General features: G+C 56.9%; 15 protein-coding genes and 1 pseudogene. 11 read left to right on the top strand and 5 right to left on the bottom strand.

Annotation, left to right across the window (positions count from 1 at the left end; translation table 11 throughout):
- Entirely contained in the window at positions 1-2,688 is a 2,688-nt protein-coding gene (kdpD, locus tag ABLU86_RS02355) for a two-component system sensor histidine kinase KdpD (RefSeq protein WP_348796179.1), read from the top strand.
- Complete coding sequence (kdpE, locus tag ABLU86_RS02350; protein ID WP_348796178.1) at positions 2,685-3,362, top strand: two-component system response regulator KdpE; 678 nt, start codon at positions 2,685-2,687, stop codon at positions 3,360-3,362. The genes kdpD and kdpE overlap by 4 nt, the downstream gene beginning before the upstream one ends.
- A gap of 54 nt (positions 3,363-3,416) precedes the next feature.
- Here the strand turns inward: kdpE and pgm are convergent, their stop codons facing one another.
- Positions 3,417-5,057 (bottom strand): phosphoglucomutase (alpha-D-glucose-1,6-bisphosphate-dependent), encoded by a 1,641-nt coding sequence (gene pgm, locus ABLU86_RS02345; RefSeq protein WP_015367693.1) that lies wholly within the window; start codon positions 5,055-5,057, stop codon positions 3,417-3,419.
- Positions 5,058-5,089: 32 nt separating this feature from the next.
- Positions 5,090-5,665, bottom strand: coding sequence for a replication initiation negative regulator SeqA (gene seqA, locus ABLU86_RS02340; protein ID WP_348796177.1), 576 nt, complete (start codon positions 5,663-5,665; stop codon positions 5,090-5,092).
- 229 nt (positions 5,666-5,894) lie between these two features.
- On the opposite strand from seqA, the gene ybfF reads away from it, so the two are divergent.
- From ybfF to ABLU86_RS02300, 8 genes are all read left to right on the top strand, one after another.
- Positions 5,895-6,668 carry an esterase gene (ybfF, locus tag ABLU86_RS02335; protein WP_113373861.1) on the top strand — a complete coding sequence of 258 codons (774 nt, stop codon included), beginning with the start codon at positions 5,895-5,897 and terminating at the stop codon, positions 6,666-6,668.
- A gap of 133 nt (positions 6,669-6,801) precedes the next feature.
- On the top strand, positions 6,802-7,095 hold the full coding sequence (ybfE, locus tag ABLU86_RS02330; protein ID WP_015367696.1) for a LexA regulated protein: 294 nt from the start codon (positions 6,802-6,804) through the stop codon (positions 7,093-7,095).
- 149 nt (positions 7,096-7,244) lie between these two features.
- Positions 7,245-7,775, top strand: a complete 531-nt coding sequence (gene fldA / locus ABLU86_RS02325) for a flavodoxin FldA (protein ID WP_015367697.1) — start codon at positions 7,245-7,247, stop codon at positions 7,773-7,775.
- Positions 7,776-8,066: 291 nt separating this feature from the next.
- A complete protein-coding gene (gene fur / locus ABLU86_RS02320; protein ID WP_015367698.1) occupies positions 8,067-8,519 on the top strand; it encodes a ferric iron uptake transcriptional regulator in 453 nt (150 codons plus the stop codon).
- Between the two features lie 113 nt (positions 8,520-8,632).
- A complete protein-coding gene (gene tcuR, locus ABLU86_RS02315; RefSeq protein ID WP_015367699.1) occupies positions 8,633-9,559 on the top strand; it encodes a tricarballylate utilization LysR family transcriptional regulator TcuR in 927 nt (308 codons plus the stop codon).
- 96 nt (positions 9,560-9,655) lie between these two features.
- Positions 9,656-11,059 carry an FAD-dependent tricarballylate dehydrogenase TcuA gene (gene tcuA / locus ABLU86_RS02310; protein WP_348796176.1) on the top strand — a complete coding sequence of 468 codons (1,404 nt, stop codon included), beginning with the start codon at positions 9,656-9,658 and terminating at the stop codon, positions 11,057-11,059.
- Entirely contained in the window at positions 11,046-12,185 is a 1,140-nt protein-coding gene (gene tcuB / locus ABLU86_RS02305; protein WP_348796175.1) for a tricarballylate utilization 4Fe-4S protein TcuB, read from the top strand. Before tcuA ends, tcuB begins: the two co-directional genes overlap by 14 nt.
- A gap of 55 nt (positions 12,186-12,240) precedes the next feature.
- The gene (locus tag ABLU86_RS02300) at positions 12,241-13,536 is read left to right on the top strand and encodes an MFS transporter (RefSeq protein ID WP_049034978.1); all 1,296 of its coding nucleotides are present in this window, start codon (positions 12,241-12,243) and stop codon (positions 13,534-13,536) included.
- 52 nt (positions 13,537-13,588) lie between these two features.
- Here ABLU86_RS02300 and chiQ read toward each other — a convergent pair whose 3' ends face one another.
- Positions 13,589-13,921 (bottom strand): ChiQ/YbfN family lipoprotein, encoded by a 333-nt coding sequence (gene chiQ, locus ABLU86_RS02295; RefSeq protein WP_015367703.1) that lies wholly within the window; start codon positions 13,919-13,921, stop codon positions 13,589-13,591.
- Between the two features lie 47 nt (positions 13,922-13,968).
- Complete coding sequence (gene chiP, locus ABLU86_RS02290; RefSeq protein WP_348796174.1) at positions 13,969-15,369, bottom strand: chitoporin; 1,401 nt, start codon at positions 15,367-15,369, stop codon at positions 13,969-13,971.
- A 105-nt stretch (positions 15,370-15,474) separates the two neighbouring features.
- Between chiP and ABLU86_RS02285 the strand changes: the two are divergent.
- Positions 15,475-15,552, top strand: a pseudogene (locus ABLU86_RS02285) (methionine synthase); the annotation flags it as partial.
- Positions 15,553-15,803: 251 nt separating this feature from the next.
- Here ABLU86_RS02285 and glnS read toward each other — a convergent pair.
- Entirely contained in the window at positions 15,804-17,471 is a 1,668-nt protein-coding gene (glnS, locus tag ABLU86_RS02280) for a glutamine--tRNA ligase (RefSeq protein ID WP_015704748.1), read from the bottom strand.
- Positions 17,472-17,558: the final 87 nt, after the last annotated feature.

Below are 17,558 nucleotides of genomic sequence, written 5' to 3'. Positions count from 1 at the left end.
ATGAGTGACGAGCCGCTGCGTCCGGACCCCGACCGTCTGCTGCAACAAACCGCTGCGCCGCATCGCGGCAAGCTGAAGGTGTTTTTCGGCGCCTGCGCCGGGGTGGGCAAAACCTGGGCAATGCTGGCGGAAGCGCAGCGGCTGCGCGCTCAGGGGCTGGATATTCTGATCGGCGTGGCGGAAACCCACGGCCGCAAAGATACCGCCGCCATGCTGGAGGGGCTCAGCACCCTCCCGCAAAAGCGCATTTCCCATCGCGGACGCTACGTCCATGAGTTTGACCTCGATGCCGCACTGGCCCGCCGCCCGGCGCTGATCCTGGTGGACGAACTGGCGCACAGCAACGCGCCGGGTTCGCGCCACCCGAAACGCTGGCAGGACGTCGAAGAACTGCTCGAAGCCGGTATCGACGTCTTCACCACCGTCAACGTCCAGCATCTTGAAAGCCTCAATGATGTGGTCAGCGGTATTACCGGCGTGCAGGTGCGCGAAACCGTCCCCGACCCCTTCTTTGACGCCGCCGATGATGTCGTTCTGGTGGATTTGCCGCCGGACGATCTGCGCCAGCGCCTGAATGAGGGCAAGGTGTACATCGGCGGCCAGGCCGAACGCGCCATCGAAAACTTCTTCCGCAAAGGTAATCTGATCGCCCTGCGCGAGCTGGCGCTGCGCCGTACCGCCGACCGGGTAGACGAGCAAATGCGCGCCTGGCGCGACCGCCAGGGGCAGGAAAAAGTCTGGCACACCCGCGACGCCATTCTGCTGTGCATCGGCCACAACACCGGCAGTGAAAAACTGGTTCGCGCCGCCGCCCGGCTGGCAGCCAGGCTCGGCAGCGTCTGGCACGCGGTCTATGTAGAAACGCCCGCGCTGCACCGACTGCCGGAGGCCAGGCGGCGGGCGATCCTCGCCGCGCTGAAGCTGGCGCAAGAGTTAGGCGCCGAGACCGCCACCCTCTCCGACCCATCGGAAGAAAAAGCGGTGCTGCATTACGCTCGCGAGCACAACCTCGGCAAAATTGTGATTGGCCGCCAGGGAGAGCGCCGCTGGTGGGAACGAGCCGGGTTTGCCGACCGTCTGGCGCGTCGCGCCCCGGACCTCGATCTGGTGGTGATCGCGCTGGATGAAAAACCGGCCTCCCTGCCCGCCCGCGCGAACGACAATCGTACGGCGCTCGACAAATGGCGCCAGCAGTTGAAGGGCTGCCTGCTGGCCGTGGCGCTGTGCGCCATTATCACCGTAGTCGCCATGCAGTGGCTGATGGCCTTCGAAGCCGCCAACCTGGTGATGCTCTATCTACTGGGCGTGGTGATTATCGCCCTGCTGTATGGCCGCTGGCCATCGGTGCTGGCGACCTTTATCAACGTCATTAGCTTCGATCTCTTTTTTGTCGCCCCACGCGGCACGCTGGCGGTTTCCGACGTCCAGTATCTGCTGACGTTCGGCGTGATGCTGACCGTTGGTCTGGTGATCGGCAACCTGACCGCCGGGATGCGTTACCAGGCGCGGGTGGCGCGTTACCGCGAGCGGCGCACCCGCCACCTGTATGAAATGTCGAAAGCGCTGGCGGTCGGCCGCAGCCGCGAAGATATCGCCGCCACCAGCGAACGCTTTATTACCTCCACCTTTCAGGCCCGCAGCCAACTACTGCTGCCAGATGAGAACGGGCAGCTGCAGCCGATGACCCAGCAATCCGGCGTTTTCTCGTGGGATGATGCGATTGCCCGCTGGAGCTTCGATAAGGGCCAGCCAGCCGGAGCCGGTACCGACACTCTCCCCGGCGTGCCGTATCAAATTCTGCCGCTACAAAGCGCCGCCCGCACCTGGGGACTGCTGCTGGTCGAACCGGAAAATCTGCGTCAGCTGATGATCCCCGAACAGCAACGGCTGCTGGAAACCTTTACCCTGCTGGTGGCCAGCGCCCTTGAACGTCTGACCCTGACCGCCAGCGAAGAGCAGGCGCGCTTGACCAGCGAACGCGAAAGCCTGCGCAACTCACTACTGGCCGCCCTCTCCCACGATCTGCGGACGCCGCTGACGGTCCTGTTCGGCCAGGCGGAGATCCTGACCCTCGATCTGGCCAGCGAAGGTTCGAAGCACGCGCCGCAGGCCAACGAAATTCGCCAGCACGTGCTCAACACCACCCGGCTGGTGAATAATTTACTGGATATGGCGCGTATTCAGTCCGGCGGCTTTAATCTGCATAAAGAGTGGTTAACGCTCGAAGAGATCGTCGGTAGCGCCCTGCGTATGCTGGAGCCAGGGCTTGGCGGCCAGCACATCCAGCTGTCGCTGCCGGACCCGCTACTGCTGGTCCACGTAGACGGCCCGCTGTTTGAGCGGGTGCTGATCAACCTGCTGGAAAACGCGCATAAATACGCCGGCGCGCAGGCGCAGATTGGCATTCACGCCGAAGCGGATAGGCAGCAGTTGATCATTGAAGTCTGGGATAATGGTCCGGGGATCCCGGCAGGCCAGGAACAAGCTATCTTTGATAAGTTCGCGCGTGGTAATAAAGAATCGGCTATCCCCGGCGTCGGTCTGGGGCTGGCGATTTGCCAGGCCATTGTCGAGGTGCACGACGGTAGCATTACCGCCAGCAACCGTCCGGAGGGCGGAGCCTGTTTCCGTGTTACACTGCCGCGAGAATCGCCCCCAGAACTGGAAGAGTTAACCGAGGACATGTGATTAACGTTTTAATCATCGAAGACGAACACGCTATCCGCCGCTTTCTGCGCACCGCGCTGGAAGTCGACGGTATGCGCGTATTTGAAGCCGAAACACTGCAGCGGGGGCTCATCGAAGCCGCTACCCGCAAACCGGATTTAGCGATCCTCGATCTCGGCCTGCCGGACGGGGACGGTAATGATTTTATCCGTGAAGTTCGCCAGTGGAGCCAGATGCCGATTATCGTGCTGTCGGCGCGCAGCGAAGAGCATGACAAAATCGCCGCCCTTGACGCCGGCGCCGATGACTACCTGAGTAAACCGTTTGGCATAGGCGAACTGCAGGCGCGACTGCGCGTCGCGCTGCGCCGTCACGGCAGCGCGCAGGCCGATGAGCCGGTGGTGCGCTTTGCCGATATTAGCGTCGATATCCCCGCCCGCCGTATCATGCGCGGCAGTGAAGAAATTCATCTGACGCCCATCGAGTTTCGCCTGCTGGCGGCGCTACTGAACAATCCGGGCAAAGTGCTTACCCAGCGCCAGCTTCTGAATCAGGTATGGGGACCTAACGCCGTGGAGCACAGTCACTATTTGCGGATTTATATGGGGCACTTACGGCAAAAACTGGAGGCTGACCCGGCGCGGCCGCAGCATCTGCTGACCGAAACCGGTATTGGCTATCGCTTTATGCCTTGAAGGGAACAAATCAATGACCCCGGCGGTCGGTTAACGCCGCCGGGGTAAACAGGGTCAGGCGTTTTTCAGCACTTCACTGACAATCTCTACCGCTTCTTTTTCAATCAGCTTGCGATGTTCTTCGCCAAGGAAGCTCTCGCAGTAGATTTTGTAGGCGTCTTCGGTGCCTGACGGACGGGCCGCGAACCAGCCGTTGTCGGTCATCACTTTCAGCCCGCCGATAGAAGCGCCGTTGCCCGGCGCCGCGGTCAGACGCGCGGTGATCGGATCGCCCGCCAGCGTGTCGGCGCTCACCATTTCCGGCGACAGCTTAGACAGCGCCGCTTTCTGCGCGGAAGTGGCCGATGCCTGCAGACGGTTGTAACTCGGGGCGCCAAAGCGTTCCGCCAGCTCGTTGTAGTGCTCCTGCGGGTTCTTACCGGTCACCGCGGTGATTTCCGCCGCCAGCAGGCACATGATGATACCGTCTTTATCGGTGGACCACGGCGTGCCATCGAAACGCAGGAATGATGCCCCTGCGCTCTCTTCGCCGCCGAAGCCGAAGCTGCCATCGAACAGACCGTCAACAAACCACTTGAAGCCCACCGGCACTTCCACCAGCTTACGGCCCAGATCGTTAACCACGCGGTCAATCATCGCCGAGGAAACCAGCGTTTTACCAACCGCAACGTCTTTACCCCACTGCGGACGATGCTGGAACAGGTAGTTGATAGCCACCGCCAGATAGTGGTTCGGATTCATCAGGCCAGCCGGGGTCACGATACCGTGACGGTCGTAATCCGGATCGTTGGCGAAGGCCAGATCGAACTTATCGCGCAGCGCCAGCAGACCCGCCATCGCACACTCGGAGGAGCAGTCCATGCGGATCGCGCCATCTTTATCCAGGTGCATAAAGCGGAACGTCTGATCGACCTGATCGTTGACGATGGTCAGATCCAGCTTGTAGTGCTCGCCGATGCGTTTCCAGTATTCGATACCCGAACCGCCCAGCGGATCGACGCCCAGTTTCAGGCCCGCTTTCTGAATAGCCGCCATATCGACGATATCCGCCAGCCCTTCAATAAACGGCTGTACCAGGTCCTGCTCTTTCACGTGGCCGGAAGCCAGCGCGGCGTCGAGAGAAATACGCTTCACGCCCTGCAGACCGGCGGCCAGCAGTTCATTCGCGCGGTTCTCCACCACTTTAGTCACGTTGGTATCAGCCGGGCCGCCGTTTGGCGGGTTGTACTTAATACCGCCATCTTCCGGCGGGTTGTGCGACGGGGTGATAACGATACCATCCGCCAACGGGCCGCCTTTTTTGTTATGCACCAGAATCGCGTTGGAAACCGCCGGCGTCGGGGTGAAACCGTTGTTTTCCTGAACGATCACATCAACACCGTTCGCCGCCAGCACTTCCAGCACGGAAATGAAGGCCGGTTCGGATAAAGCGTGGGTATCCTTACCCACGTAGCATGGGCCGGTGATGCCGTTTTTCGCGCGGTTTTCCGCAATCGCCTGCGCAATCGCCAGAATATGCTGCTCATTGAAATTGTGGCGCCCTGCGCTACCGCGATGGCCGGAGGTGCCAAACTTAACCGCATGCTCCGCATTACCCGCTTCCGGCTTCAGCACGTAGTACTGAGCGGTCAGCTGGGCGACGTTAATCAAATCACTCTGTTGTGCCGGCTGACCCGCACGTTTATCGATTGCCATTGCCTGATCCTTCTGGTGCAAAGTTTAATTAACTAGATCGTGCCGCATACCTTTTCAATCAGCTCCGCAGGGAACTGCATTGATTGCATGATGTGTTCGATCATACTGCATTTACGGCCGGTATTAGTATTGGTGATAACCCACCACGGCGTACCAGGAACCTGTTTCGGTTTGGTCTGATTACCGCTTTTCAGCAGCGTCCGTGAGTCTTCGGCGAAGTATACGCGGGTGCGTCCGTGCAGAGACTCAGTGGCTTCTGAAAATGCCTTGCTGTCTAACGAGTAAAGCGTAGTCAATACCAGCATGAAGCGGTTAACCGCGCGCTTTTGTTCAGCGTATTCGTCAGATAACAGCAGCTCGCGCATGGCGCGGACTTTATCTTTAACCGGGTTGGCCGGCTTCGCTTCGACGACTGGCGCCGCCGCAGGAGCAGCCGCCGGCGCGGCTTTCGCCGGCGCGGCTTTCGCCGCTGGCGCGCCAGATGCAGGCTGAGAAACGGCGGAAAATTTCAGCATGCGCCGTAAAATGTCGGATGCGCTCTCGCCGATATGCAGAGTGTGGCTGGCAATATAGCGGTAGAGCTCATCATCAACTTCGATTGTTTTCATCTTAATCCAGTGCGATTTCTTTGTTTCTGAATACAAGTCGTCGGGATTAACTATCCTTTGTCTTTCACACTACTGCACAAAAGGCATCAGATAGAGGACAAATCCCAACCGCGAATAGCGTCAAACCAGGATGGCGGTAAAACTCAGAATGCTTCCGGGTCTTGCAGCCTAATGGCAGAATGTCCAACATAATACCCTAACCCGACGGAGCGAAAAAAAGAACTTTGCCATGAAATTAAATAGCCGAGCGCAATCTGCACAAAACCCGCACAATAAATCCCCAATCGTCCTGGTACATGGCCTGTTCGGCAGCCTGGACAATCTTGGGATCCTCGCCCGCGATCTGGTCGCCGACTACGATATATTGCAGGTCGATATGCGAAACCACGGTTTATCCCCGCGTTCGCCGGAGATGACCTACCGCGCGATGGCGCAGGATCTGCTGGATACTCTTGACGATCATCAGATAGAGAAAGCGACTTTTATCGGCCATTCGATGGGCGGCAAAGCGGTGATGGCGCTGACCGCGCTGGCGCCGGATCGCATCGCCGGGCTGGTGGCGATTGATATTGCGCCGGTGGCTTATCACGTCCGCCGTCATGATGAGATCTTCGCGGCGATTAACGCGGTCAGCGAATCCGCCGCCAGCACCCGCCAGCAGGCGGCGCAAGTGATGCGCGAGCATATAAAGGAAGAAGGCGTCATTCAGTTTCTGCTGAAATCCTTTGTCGACGGCGCGTGGCGCTTCAACGTGCCGGCGCTGTGGGATCAATACCCGCATATTGTCGGCTGGGAAACCGTGCCCGCCTGGCCGCACCCGGCGCAATTTATTCCCGGCGGCAACTCCCCTTATGTCACCGATGAATACCGCGACGCGCTGCTGGCGCAGTTCCCGCAGGCCCGCGCCCACGTCATTGCCGGCGCCGGACACTGGGTGCATGCGGAAAAACCCGAGGCGGTTTTACGCGCAATTCGCCGTTATCTGAGCACAATTGAAGCCTGAGTGGCTAAAAAACGCCCGACCGCGCGGCATAATGCCCGCGGTCGTTGGCGCAGCGGTTCGCCTGATGTATTATGGCGCGCTATCTGCGCCGGCTATAGCCCGGCAGCTTGTTTCCCCGAAGTCACTCTGAATCATGGCAAAAGAACAAACGGACCGAACGACATTAGATTTGTTCGCAAATGAGCGTCGCCCGGGTAGACCGAAAACCAATCCGCTTTCGCGCGATGAACAACTGCGCATCAACAAACGCAATCAGCTCAAACGCGATAAGGTTCGCGGCTTGAAGCGCGTTGAGTTGAAGCTCAACGCCGATGCGGTCGACGCGCTTAATGAGCTGGCGGAAGCCCGCAATATGAGCCGCAGCGATCTTATCGAAGAGATGCTGATGCACCAACTGGCCTGCCTGCGTAACCAGGGCGAAGTCTGAAAAACGCAAAAAAATCGCTTTCATGTAGCAGAGTGTGCACCAGGACGTTATTGCTGTTTCCGCGCCCTTCCCTGTTCTGCTATGATTGCCGTTAACTGTAGGCATAATGCCACTACCACATCATTAAGTTTCAAGAGGTTATTTTACTCATGGCAATCATCGGCATCTTTTTTGGCAGCGACACCGGCAACACCGAAAATATTGCAAAAATGATCCAAAAGCAGCTCGGTAAAGACGTTGCTGAAGTTCACGACATTGCCAAGAGCAGCAAAGAAGATCTGGAAAGCCACGATATTCTGCTGCTCGGCATCCCAACCTGGTACTACGGCGAAGCGCAGTGCGACTGGGACGACTTCTTCCCAACGCTGGAAGAGATCGACTTCAACGGTAAGCTGGTAGCCGTCTTTGGCTGCGGCGACCAGGAAGATTACGCAGAATACTTCTGCGATGCGCTGGGCACCATTCGTGACATCATTGAACCGCGCGGCGCAACCATCGTTGGCCACTGGCCGACCGCGGGCTATCACTTCGAAGCGTCTAAAGGCCTGGCGGACGACGATCACTTCGTCGGTCTGGCGATTGATGAAGACCGTCAGCCGGAACTGACCAACGAGCGCGTTGAGAAGTGGGTGAAGCAGATTTCCGAAGAGCTGCATCTGGAAGAAATCAAAAACGCCTAAGAATCAAACAGCGCAGCTATTAAGCTGCGCTGATTAATAGATAAAAGCAATCAAACTAATAGCTACAAGTTTTTAACTTTTCATCACATATCTGTACAATGTCCTCTGATTCCACGAGGTCACGTGACACAGTTTGTAGCTGGTAATTCGTTTTTGACAGCTTACAAGGCGCGATGGTTGCAGTTTTCATTTCAGAGTAGCAGCTCTATAATGAGACGCATTACATCGGGTGATTCTCTGTATTGCTTCCCTTTAAAGGAAGCCGATCTTTAGCAACAGGACAGATTCCGCATGACTGACAACAATATCGCATTAAAGAAGGCTGGCCTGAAAGTCACACTTCCCCGACTGAAAATTCTGGAAGTGTTGCAGGAACCGGATAACCATCACGTCAGTGCGGAAGATTTATACAAACGCCTGATCGATATGGGTGAAGAGATTGGTCTGGCTACCGTTTACCGCGTGCTGAACCAGTTCGACGATGCAGGCATCGTGACTCGCCACAACTTCGAAGGCGGTAAATCCGTATTCGAGCTGACTCAGCAGCACCACCACGATCACCTGATTTGCCTCGATTGCGGCAAAGTGATCGAGTTCAGCGATGATTCTATCGAATCCCGCCAACGTGAAATTGCTGCGCAACACGGCATCCGCTTAACCAACCACAGCCTGTACCTCTACGGCCACTGTGCGGAAGGCGACTGCCGCGAAGATGAACATGCCCACGATGCGGTGAATAAATAATTTCCCGTCTCGTATGTAATGAAAAGCCAGCCTTCAGGTTGGCTTTTTTTATGGGCGAAATCCGCCTGAATGCGTATTCTGTCAGAGCCTAACGCCTTGTACGGAGAGTCACTATGGAGCTGCGCCAGCTACGCTATTTTGTCCGCATCGTGGAAACCGGCAGTATGGGCCGCGCCGCGCTCGATCTGAATATTGGCGTCTCTGCGCTCAGCCAGCAAATGGCGCGTCTGGAAAATGAACTCGCTATCCGCCTGCTGCAACGGACTTCGCGCGGCGTAATGCCCACCAGCGCCGGCCTCGCCTTTTACTCGCAGGCGCAACTGGCGCTGCGCCATGCTGACGATGCCATTCTCGCCGCGCGTGAAGCACGCCTTTCCGGTCACGTCAGCGTCGGTATGGCGCCGAGCACCGCTTCTGTGCTGGGCGTACCTTTTATCAACGCCATGCGCGAAAGCTACGCCGACGTCCGCCTGCACCTGGTGGAAAGCCTCTCCGGCAATCTGGAACGGATGATCAACACTCGCCAGCTCGATTTAGCCATCGTTTTCCAGAAAGAGAAGATCCTGCGCTGGAGCGCCCGACCCATTCTTGAGGAACGTCTGTTCCTGATTGGCGCCCATGACGTGCTGGCGCCGCTGCCCGGCGATAGTATCTCTCCGGACCAGCTTGCCGCCATCCCGCTGATTATGCCAAGCCAGGGACATGGCCTGCGCGGTAGGCTGGACGCTATTTGCCAGGAGCACGCCATCAACGTTGACGTGGTGGCTGAAATCGATGGCCTGGCCCTGCTGATGCGCGCCGTCCGTGACGGGCTCGGCGCCACGCTGCAGCCGGGCGCGGCGATTTCTCATCTCGACAGCGAGGCGCTAAGAGTGATCGGCGTCGACAATCCGGTACTAAGCCGACCGAATTTTCTGGTCAGTCTCTCAGATGACGAACTTACCCCGGCAGGCCTTGCCGCGCGCGTGATACTGACCAAAGTCATGCGTCAGCTTGTGGAAACTGGCTGCTGGCCGGGCGCCAGCCTTTACACTTCCTAAACCCCTCTTTAGCTTTACGCCATAGCGCCTGTCGCTCCTGCGCCTTACATTTCCATTACAAATTTAACAATTAGTCAAAGCGTAATGGAGCCGATAATGGTGGATGTACTGGTGATTGGCGGCGGCAACGCCGCGTTATGCGCCGCCTTAACCGCCCGGGAAGCAGGCGCATCCGTATTGCTGCTGGAAGCCGCGCCGCGGGAATGGCGTGGCGGTAACTCTCAGCACACGCGTAACCTGCGTTGTATGCACGATGCGCCGCAGGATGTCTTAGTCGACAGCTACCCGGAAGAAGAATACTGGCAGGATCTGCTGCGCGTCACCGGGGGCAACACCAACGAAGCGCTGGCTCGCCTGGTGATCCGCACTTCGTCGCAATGTCGGGACTGGATGCGCCGTCATGGCGTTAACTTTCAACCGCCCTTATCCGGCGCCCTGCACGTCGCCCGCACCAACGCCTTTTTTATGGGCGGCGGGAAAGCCCTGGTCAATGCCTATTACCGTAGCGCCGAGCAGATGGGCGTGCAGATCCGCTATAACACGCCGGTGCAGGCGCTTGAATTACGTGATGGCGAATTCGTCGCCGCGCTGGCAGGCGCCGAGCGCATCACCGCGAAAACCTGCGTGCTCGCCGCCGGCGGTTTTGAATCTAACCGCGAGTGGCTGCGCGAAGCCTGGGGGCAAAATGAGCGCGGCGAGTGGCCTGCCGACAACTTTCTCATCCGCGGCACCCGTTTTAACCAGGGAGTGCTGCTCAAATTTATGATCGACGCCGGAGCCGATATCATCGGCGATCCTTCACAGTCGCACTGCGTCGCCATTGACGCCCGGGCGCCGCTCTATGACGGCGGCATCTGTACCCGCGTCGATTGCGTGTCGCTGGGGGTGGTGGTGAACCGCGATGCCGAGCGCTTTTATGATGAAGGGGAGGATTTCTGGCCCAAACGTTACGCCATCTGGGGCCGTCTGGTCGCCCACCAGCCGGGGAAAATCGGCTATTCGATCATCGACAGTAAAGCCGTTGGACAGTTTATGCCGCCCGTTTTTCCGGGCGCCCAGGCCAATACCATCGCGGAACTGGCCCGCCAATTGGGGCTGGATGGCGAACGTTTGTCGCAGACCATCGCCAGCTACAATGCCGCCTGTACGCCAGGCCAGTTCGACCATACCCGTCTTGATAACTGCGCTACCTCCGGCCTTACGCCGCCAAAAACCCACTGGGCGCGGCCTATCGATACGCCGCCTTATTATGGTTATGCCCTGCGTCCAGGGATCACCTTCACCTACCTCGGGCTGTACGTCAATCAACACGCCGCCGTTCACTTTGCCGGTAAGCCGAGCCGCAACCTGTTTGTCGCCGGCGAAATGATGGCTGGCAACGTACTGGGCAAAGGCTATACCGCCGGCGTAGGCATGTCGATCGGGACCACATTCGGCCGCATTGCCGGTCAGCAAGCCGCCCTGGCGGCGCAGCAGGAGAAACATCATGAAGTCGCTTGAAAAGCTGATCATCGAGGCGCAAATCATCACCGAGCCGGAGGCGGAAGTCGAACGGGTGATGCAGGTCTGTAACGCCTGCCGCTATTGCGAAGGGTTTTGCGCCGTGTTCCCTGCCATGACCCAGCGTCTGGCATTCGGCAAGGCGGATATTAACTATCTGGCGAACCTGTGCCACAACTGCGGCGCCTGTCTGCACGCCTGTCAGTATGCCCCGCCGCACGAGTTTGCGATTAATGTTCCCAAAGCAATGGCGGAAGTGCGGCTGGAAACCTATCAACATTACGCCCGGCCCGCCGCTTTCGGCAGTTTATATCGCCGTGCGGGGATCGCCACGGTGCTGGCGCTGGTCGCGGGTCTTGTCCTGTTTCTGCTGCTGGCGATGGGGCTTAAAGGTTCGCTGCTGCACCCGCCGCTGGCCGGTGATTTCTACCAGATTTTCCCGCATAACCTGTTGGCGTGGATGTTCGGTTCGGTTTTCATTGTGGCCATTGGTTTATTGATGAGCGGGGTGATTCGTTTCTGGCGCGAGATCTCGCCTGGCCAACCGCAAGCTGGTGATATCGCCAGGGCCTCGCATGATGCGCTGACGTTGAAATATCTCGACGGTGGCCACGGTAAAGGCTGTAACGAGGCCGATGATGCCTTCACGCTGATGCGCCGCCGTTTTCACCACTTCACCTTTTACGGCTTTATGCTCTGTTTCGCCGCCACGGTTGTGGCTACGGGCTATCACTATTTCGCCGGCTGGGAAGCCCCCTACCCGTTCTTCAGCGTACCGGTGCTGCTTGGCACGCTCGGCGGCGTCGGGCTGCTGGTAGGCCCTGCGGGTTTGCTATGGCTAAACCTGCGCCGCTCGCCGCTGCACGGCGACGCGCGGCAAAAACCGATGGATCGCGCTTTTATCCTGCTGTTGCTGCTGACCAGTTTTACCGGGCTCGCGCTACTGGCGGGCCGGGACACCTCGTGGATGGGCATTCTGCTCGCTATCCATCTCGGGGTGGTGATGGCGCTGTTTTTAACGCTGCCTTACGGAAAATTTGCCCACGGATTTTATCGCTGTGCGGCGCTACTCAAGTGGGCGATTGAGAAACGCCGCGGAAAACAGGCGGCAGTCGCAGGCGACTGACCCGCTCCCTCTTACCTCTATAAAAACAAGATAAAGACAATGGAGAGCAAACCCTATGACCCAACCAACCTCGCGCGCCGGTACCTTCGGCGCAATTCTCCGCGTAACCAGCGGTAATTTTCTCGAGCAATTCGACTTCTTTCTGTTTGGTTTCTACGCCACCTATATCGCCAGGACCTTCTTTCCGGCAGAGAGTGAGTTCGCGGCGTTGATGCTCACCTTTGCCGTATTTGGTTCCGGTTTCCTGATGCGCCCCATCGGTGCGGTGGTATTAGGAGCTTATATCGACAGGATCGGTCGCCGCAAAGGGCTGATGGTCACCCTGGCGATTATGGGCTGCGGCACGTTACTGATTGCGCTGGTGCCGGGCTACCAAACCATCGGCGTGCTGGCGCCGGTGCTGGTCTTAATTGGCCGTTTGTTGCAAGGATTCTCGGCCGGGGTCGAGCTCGGCGGCGTATCGGTCTATCTGGCGGAAATCGCCAAACCGGGGAAAAAGGGGTTCTATACCAGTTGGCAGTCCGCCAGCCAACAGGTCGCCATCGTCATGGCGGCGCTGATTGGCTACGCGCTGAACGAGACGCTGGGTCACGACGAGATTGCAGAATGGGGCTGGCGCATTCCCTTCTTCATCGGCTGCCTGATTATCCCGCTGATTTTCGTGCTCCGGCGTTCGCTGCAGGAGACCGAAGCGTTTCTGCAGCGTAAGCATCGTCCCGATACCAAAGAGATACTGACCACTATTGTTAAAAACTGGCGCATCATCAGCGCGGGCACCTTACTGGTGGCGATGACCACCACCACCTTTTATTTTATTACCGTCTATACCCCAACTTATGGCAGAGCGGTACTGCATCTGAGCGCACGCGACAGCTTGCTGGTCACGATGCTGGTCGGTATCTCTAACTTTATCTGGTTGCCGATTGGCGGGGCGCTGTCAGACAAAATAGGCCGCCGTCCGGTGCTGATGGGAATTACCGTCCTGGCGCTGCTGACCACCTGGCCGGTGATGCAATGGCTCACCGCCGCGCCGGATTTCACCCGCATGACGCTGGTGCTGCTGTGGTTCTCGTTCTTCTTTGGTATGTATAACGGCGCAATGGTGGCGGCGCTAACGGAAGTGATGCCGGTCTACGTTCGCACCGTGGGCTTTTCGCTGGCGTTTAGCCTCGCCACCGCTATCTTCGGTGGGCTGACGCCGGCTATCTCTACCGCACTGGTCGAAATCACCGGCGATAAGAGCGCGCCAGGCTGGTGGCTGATGTGCGCGGCCCTATGCGGATTCGCCGCCACCGCCATGCTGTTCATGCGTCTGAGCCGCGGCTATCAGCCAGCGGAAATACCGCGTTAAAATAGCGACGGGCGGAGTGTGCGCTCCGCCCGTTTACGCTTAACTGTCTGCTTTACTTAGTGGTGTTATTACTGCGAATCTCCTGCCAGATTTTATCGCAGCGCGCTTTTACCGCCTGGTCATTACCGGTGCGCGTCGCCTGAATACAGGCCTGATAATCCAGTACTCTGACGCTCTCCTGCGTCGCAAACTGCTGATGCGGTTTCTCTTCCTTCAGGACGTTGAGTACGCTCTGACAGGCTTCAATCTTGTCCGGATTACCTTCTGCCGTGTTGATACAGGCGCTATAGGCATCTTTCAATTTGGAATCTTCTTTCGGCGCTGGCGATGGCGCGCAGGCAACCAGACCTGATGCCATGATGGCGATGAGCAGCAACTTTTTCATAGTTATTCTCCCAGAGGGGCGGCAGGCTCACGCCCGCCGCGCAGGCATCAGAAAATGGTGAACGGCGCGATAACCATAAACTTCACGTCACGCTCATCCTGGAAGATGTTGCCGTAACCACCGCTCCAGCTTGGGATGTCGGAGTGGTTGTCGTATTGCGTGAAGTGCAGTTTGAACATCGTTCCTTTCGCCCGGCCTTCCTGCAGGGTGTAGATAGCATCCAGACTGTAGGCGGACTCTTTCAGACGATAGTTAGGATCGTAGTAAGCATCCGGGGATGCCATTCTGCCAGGCTTCGCATCCCAGGCGTAAACATAGGAAGCGCCAAACGCCCAGCCCGGCATATCCCAGTTCTTCATGTCATACATCGCGCCGAAGAACACCGCTTTCTCGCCGTTGGCGTTAAAGTCGGAGCGGTTATCCCACCAGATATCAAGACGACCATTAGAGGAGGCATAGGTTGGCGTCATACGCTGCAGGAAGTAGCCCTGCTGGCCATCGGCTTTAACCCAGGTCCCTTCCAGACGCAGATCCAGCACATCGGCCGCTTTATAGCCAAAGGTGATCGCCTGCAGCCACGCGGTGCCATCGTAGATGTCGTTGACGCCGCCGTTACTGACTTTATCGCGGGTACCATAGAACTGATAGCTGGCGCTTAACGGCGAACCGGCAATATCAAATTTGTAGCTGGCCTTCGCAAAGTATTGATCGATATAACCTTCAGCCTGGCCAAAAGCGGCTTCCAGCACCAGATCGTTTTTAAAATCGTATTTCGCGCCAAGAGAGTGCAGATAGTCGACCTTGGTTTTCTTATCGTTCTGGTAGAAATCATCCATCTCGATATGCCACGGCGCTTTATATTCGTTGGTCCACATGTAGGAGAAACTCAGCGCGCCGTTATCGCCATAGTCGAAGTTGGCTCCGGCTTCCGCCCCCTGATAGGTACCCGGCATAAAGCTCCAGTGCGGCGCCAGCAGCGTTTGCCCGGTCGGCTGGATATAACCCGCGCGCGCCCACGCCGGGCCGAATTTAAATTTAGCCGCTGCTTTATACAGGCTAATCCCGCTCTTATCGCCGGAATAATCTTCACTGTAGGCACGGTTACTGGAGGAGAAGGCAATTTCGTTCGGGTGGCCGCTGTCGCCGTTTTCCGCCATTTCTATCGCGGTGAAGGCGGCAATATCAATCCCGAACATATCGGCGGCATAGCCGGACTGGAAATCCAGGTTGGCGTTCCAGGTAGAATGGGAAAGGTTGGTTTCATACTTGTCGGTTTCTACGTTTTTACGGTCGCGCTCGCGCTGCCAGTAATAGATACCGCCAGTTAAAGTAGAATCATCGATAAAGCCTGCTGCTCTGGCCTGTGGAGCCACAACCCAACCCGACATCGCGGTGACGGCGGCAATAGCCAGCGCCAGCGTACTACGTTTGCCACTAAACGTACGCATGTGCATATCCTCTTTGACGTTTTAAAATTGCGATTGCCAAAGGCAGCTCGCTAAAAAAATAAAAAAGTACTAAAAGCGGTGCGGTTAAAAGGCCGCGAAACCACTATGGATAGACTATTTTTCGTGACGCGAATTATCAATCTCTTTCGCAGAGCAAAGCTTAAGATTATGACAAAGCGCACATAATTTATGTCTTTTTGTTACAGACTTAGTTCTCAGCTTTTTTAACGATAAGTCATGGTTATATCGAAAAAAAATTGATAGTTGCCGGAAGCTGAAACGGTTAAATGTAAATACACCGGCAGGAAGAGATGGGGAATTATTACGGTGTTTTAATAAGATTAATTCGCATCGAAAAAATATCGATTTTTAATTCACTGATTCTGAAATAAAAAAACGCCGCAGTGTGCGGCGTTTCATGAATACGGTGAGCATTACTCGCCGATTTTAGCCCAGGTGTCACGCAGGCCAACGGTGCGGTTGAAGACCAGATGGCCCTCGGTGGCGTAGCGGCTGTCGAGGCAGAAGTAACCTTCGCGCTCGAACTGGTATGCTTTACCCGCCTGCGCTTTCGACAGGCTCGGCTCCGCGAAACCTTGCTTGATGACCAGAGATTCCGGGTTCATTACCGCCAGGAAGTCATCCGCCGCGCCCGGGTTCGGCACGCTAAACAGACGGTCATAGAGGCGAATTTCAACCGGCAGCGCGTGCGCCGCACTCACCCAGTGGATAACGCCTTTGACCTTGCGGCCATCGGCCGGGTCTTTACTCAGGGTGTCGGCATCGTAAGTACAGAAGATGGTAGTGATGTTACCCTCTGCATCTTTCTCAACGCGTTCCGCTTTAATCACGTAGGCGTTGCGCAGACGCACCTCTTTACCCAGCACCAGACGCTTGTACTGTTTGTTAGCTTCTTCGCGGAAGTCCGCGCGATCGATCCAGATCTCAGCGCTGAATGGTACTTCGCGGCTGCCCATCTCCGGCTTGTTCGGATGGTTCGGCATCGCCACCATTTCGCTTGCGCCCTGCGGATAGTTTTCGATAACCAGTTTAACCGGATCGATCACCGCCATCGCGCGCGGCGCGTTTTCATTCAGATCTTCACGAATGCACGACTCCAGCGACGCCATCTCAATGGTGTTGTCCTGCTTGGTCACGCCGATGCGTTTGCAGAACTCGCGGATGGATTCAGCGGTATAGCCGCGACGGCGCAGACCGGAAATAGTCGGCATACGCGGGTCATCCCAGCCTTCCACATGCTTTTCGGTCACCAGCTGATTCAGCTTACGCTTGGACATCACGGTGTATTCGAGATTCAGGCGCGAGAATTCATACTGACGCGGATGCACCGGAATACTGATGTTGTCGAGCACCCAGTCGTACAGACGACGGTTGTCCTGGAACTCCAGGGTACACAGCGAGTGGGTGATACCTTCCAGCGCATCGCTGATGCAGTGGGTGAAGTCGTACATCGGGTAGATGCACCATTTGTTGCCGGTCTGATGGTGTTCGGCAAATTTAATGCGATACAGCACCGGGTCACGCATCACGATGAATGGCGACGCCATGTCGATCTTCGCGCGCAGGCAAGCCTTACCCTCTTCAAAACCGCCGGTACGCATTTTTTCGAACAGCGCGAGGTTCTCTTCCACGCTGCGATCGCGGTACGGGCTGTTTTTACCCGGTTCTTTCAGGGTACCGCGGTATTCGCGGATCTCGTCGGCGGACAGTTCGTCAACGTAGGCCAAACCTTTGTTGATCAGTTCAACCGCATACTGATGCAGCTGATCGAAGTAATCAGAGGAGTAGCAGACATCGCCGGACCAGTGGAAACCTAACCACTGCACGTCGTTTTTAATCGACTCCACGTATTCGATATCTTCTTTCACCGGGTTGGTGTCATCGAAACGCAGATTACATTGACCTTGATAATCCTGAGCGATGCCGAAGTTCAGGCAAATGGATTTTGCATGGCCAATGTGCAGGTAACCGTTCGGTTCCGGCGGGAAGCGGGTATGAACGGTGGTGTGCTTACCGGTAGCCAGATCTTCATCGATGATCTGACGGATAAAGTTAGTCGGGCGGGCTTCTGCCTCACTCATCACGGGTTCCTCAAAGCGTAAACAACGTATAACGGCACATGATCTTACAAGCAGGGCGCAGAGACAACTATTAGTTACGCAAAATAC

Source organism: Klebsiella sp. JN_Kp121 (assembly GCF_040062145.1).
In the GTDB taxonomy this organism is placed as follows: Bacteria; Pseudomonadota; Gammaproteobacteria; order Enterobacterales; family Enterobacteriaceae; genus Klebsiella; species Klebsiella aerogenes.
This window is presented reverse-complemented; position numbering and strand designations above follow the sequence as displayed.

Coding starts and splice junctions, on each gene's coding strand:
- tcuR (WP_015367699.1), top strand. CDS start 8,633: ATGGAGCTGCGCCAGCTACGCTATTTTGTCCGCATCGTGGAAACCGGC.
- pgm (WP_015367693.1), bottom strand. CDS start 5,057: ATGGCAATCGATAAACGTGCGGGTCAGCCGGCACAACAGAGTGATTTG.
- tcuB (WP_348796175.1), top strand. CDS start 11,046: ATGAAGTCGCTTGAAAAGCTGATCATCGAGGCGCAAATCATCACCGAG.
- ABLU86_RS02300 (WP_049034978.1), top strand. CDS start 12,241: ATGACCCAACCAACCTCGCGCGCCGGTACCTTCGGCGCAATTCTCCGC.
- ybfF (WP_113373861.1), top strand. CDS start 5,895: ATGAAATTAAATAGCCGAGCGCAATCTGCACAAAACCCGCACAATAAA.
- chiP (WP_348796174.1), bottom strand. CDS start 15,369: ATGCGTACGTTTAGTGGCAAACGTAGTACGCTGGCGCTGGCTATTGCC.
- glnS (WP_015704748.1), bottom strand. CDS start 17,471: ATGAGTGAGGCAGAAGCCCGCCCGACTAACTTTATCCGTCAGATCATC.
- fldA (WP_015367697.1), top strand. CDS start 7,245: ATGGCAATCATCGGCATCTTTTTTGGCAGCGACACCGGCAACACCGAA.
- ybfE (WP_015367696.1), top strand. CDS start 6,802: ATGGCAAAAGAACAAACGGACCGAACGACATTAGATTTGTTCGCAAAT.
- fur (WP_015367698.1), top strand. CDS start 8,067: ATGACTGACAACAATATCGCATTAAAGAAGGCTGGCCTGAAAGTCACA.
- kdpD (WP_348796179.1), top strand. CDS start 1: ATGAGTGACGAGCCGCTGCGTCCGGACCCCGACCGTCTGCTGCAACAA.
- seqA (WP_348796177.1), bottom strand. CDS start 5,665: ATGAAAACAATCGAAGTTGATGATGAGCTCTACCGCTATATTGCCAGC.
- tcuA (WP_348796176.1), top strand. CDS start 9,656: ATGGTGGATGTACTGGTGATTGGCGGCGGCAACGCCGCGTTATGCGCC.
- chiQ (WP_015367703.1), bottom strand. CDS start 13,921: ATGAAAAAGTTGCTGCTCATCGCCATCATGGCATCAGGTCTGGTTGCC.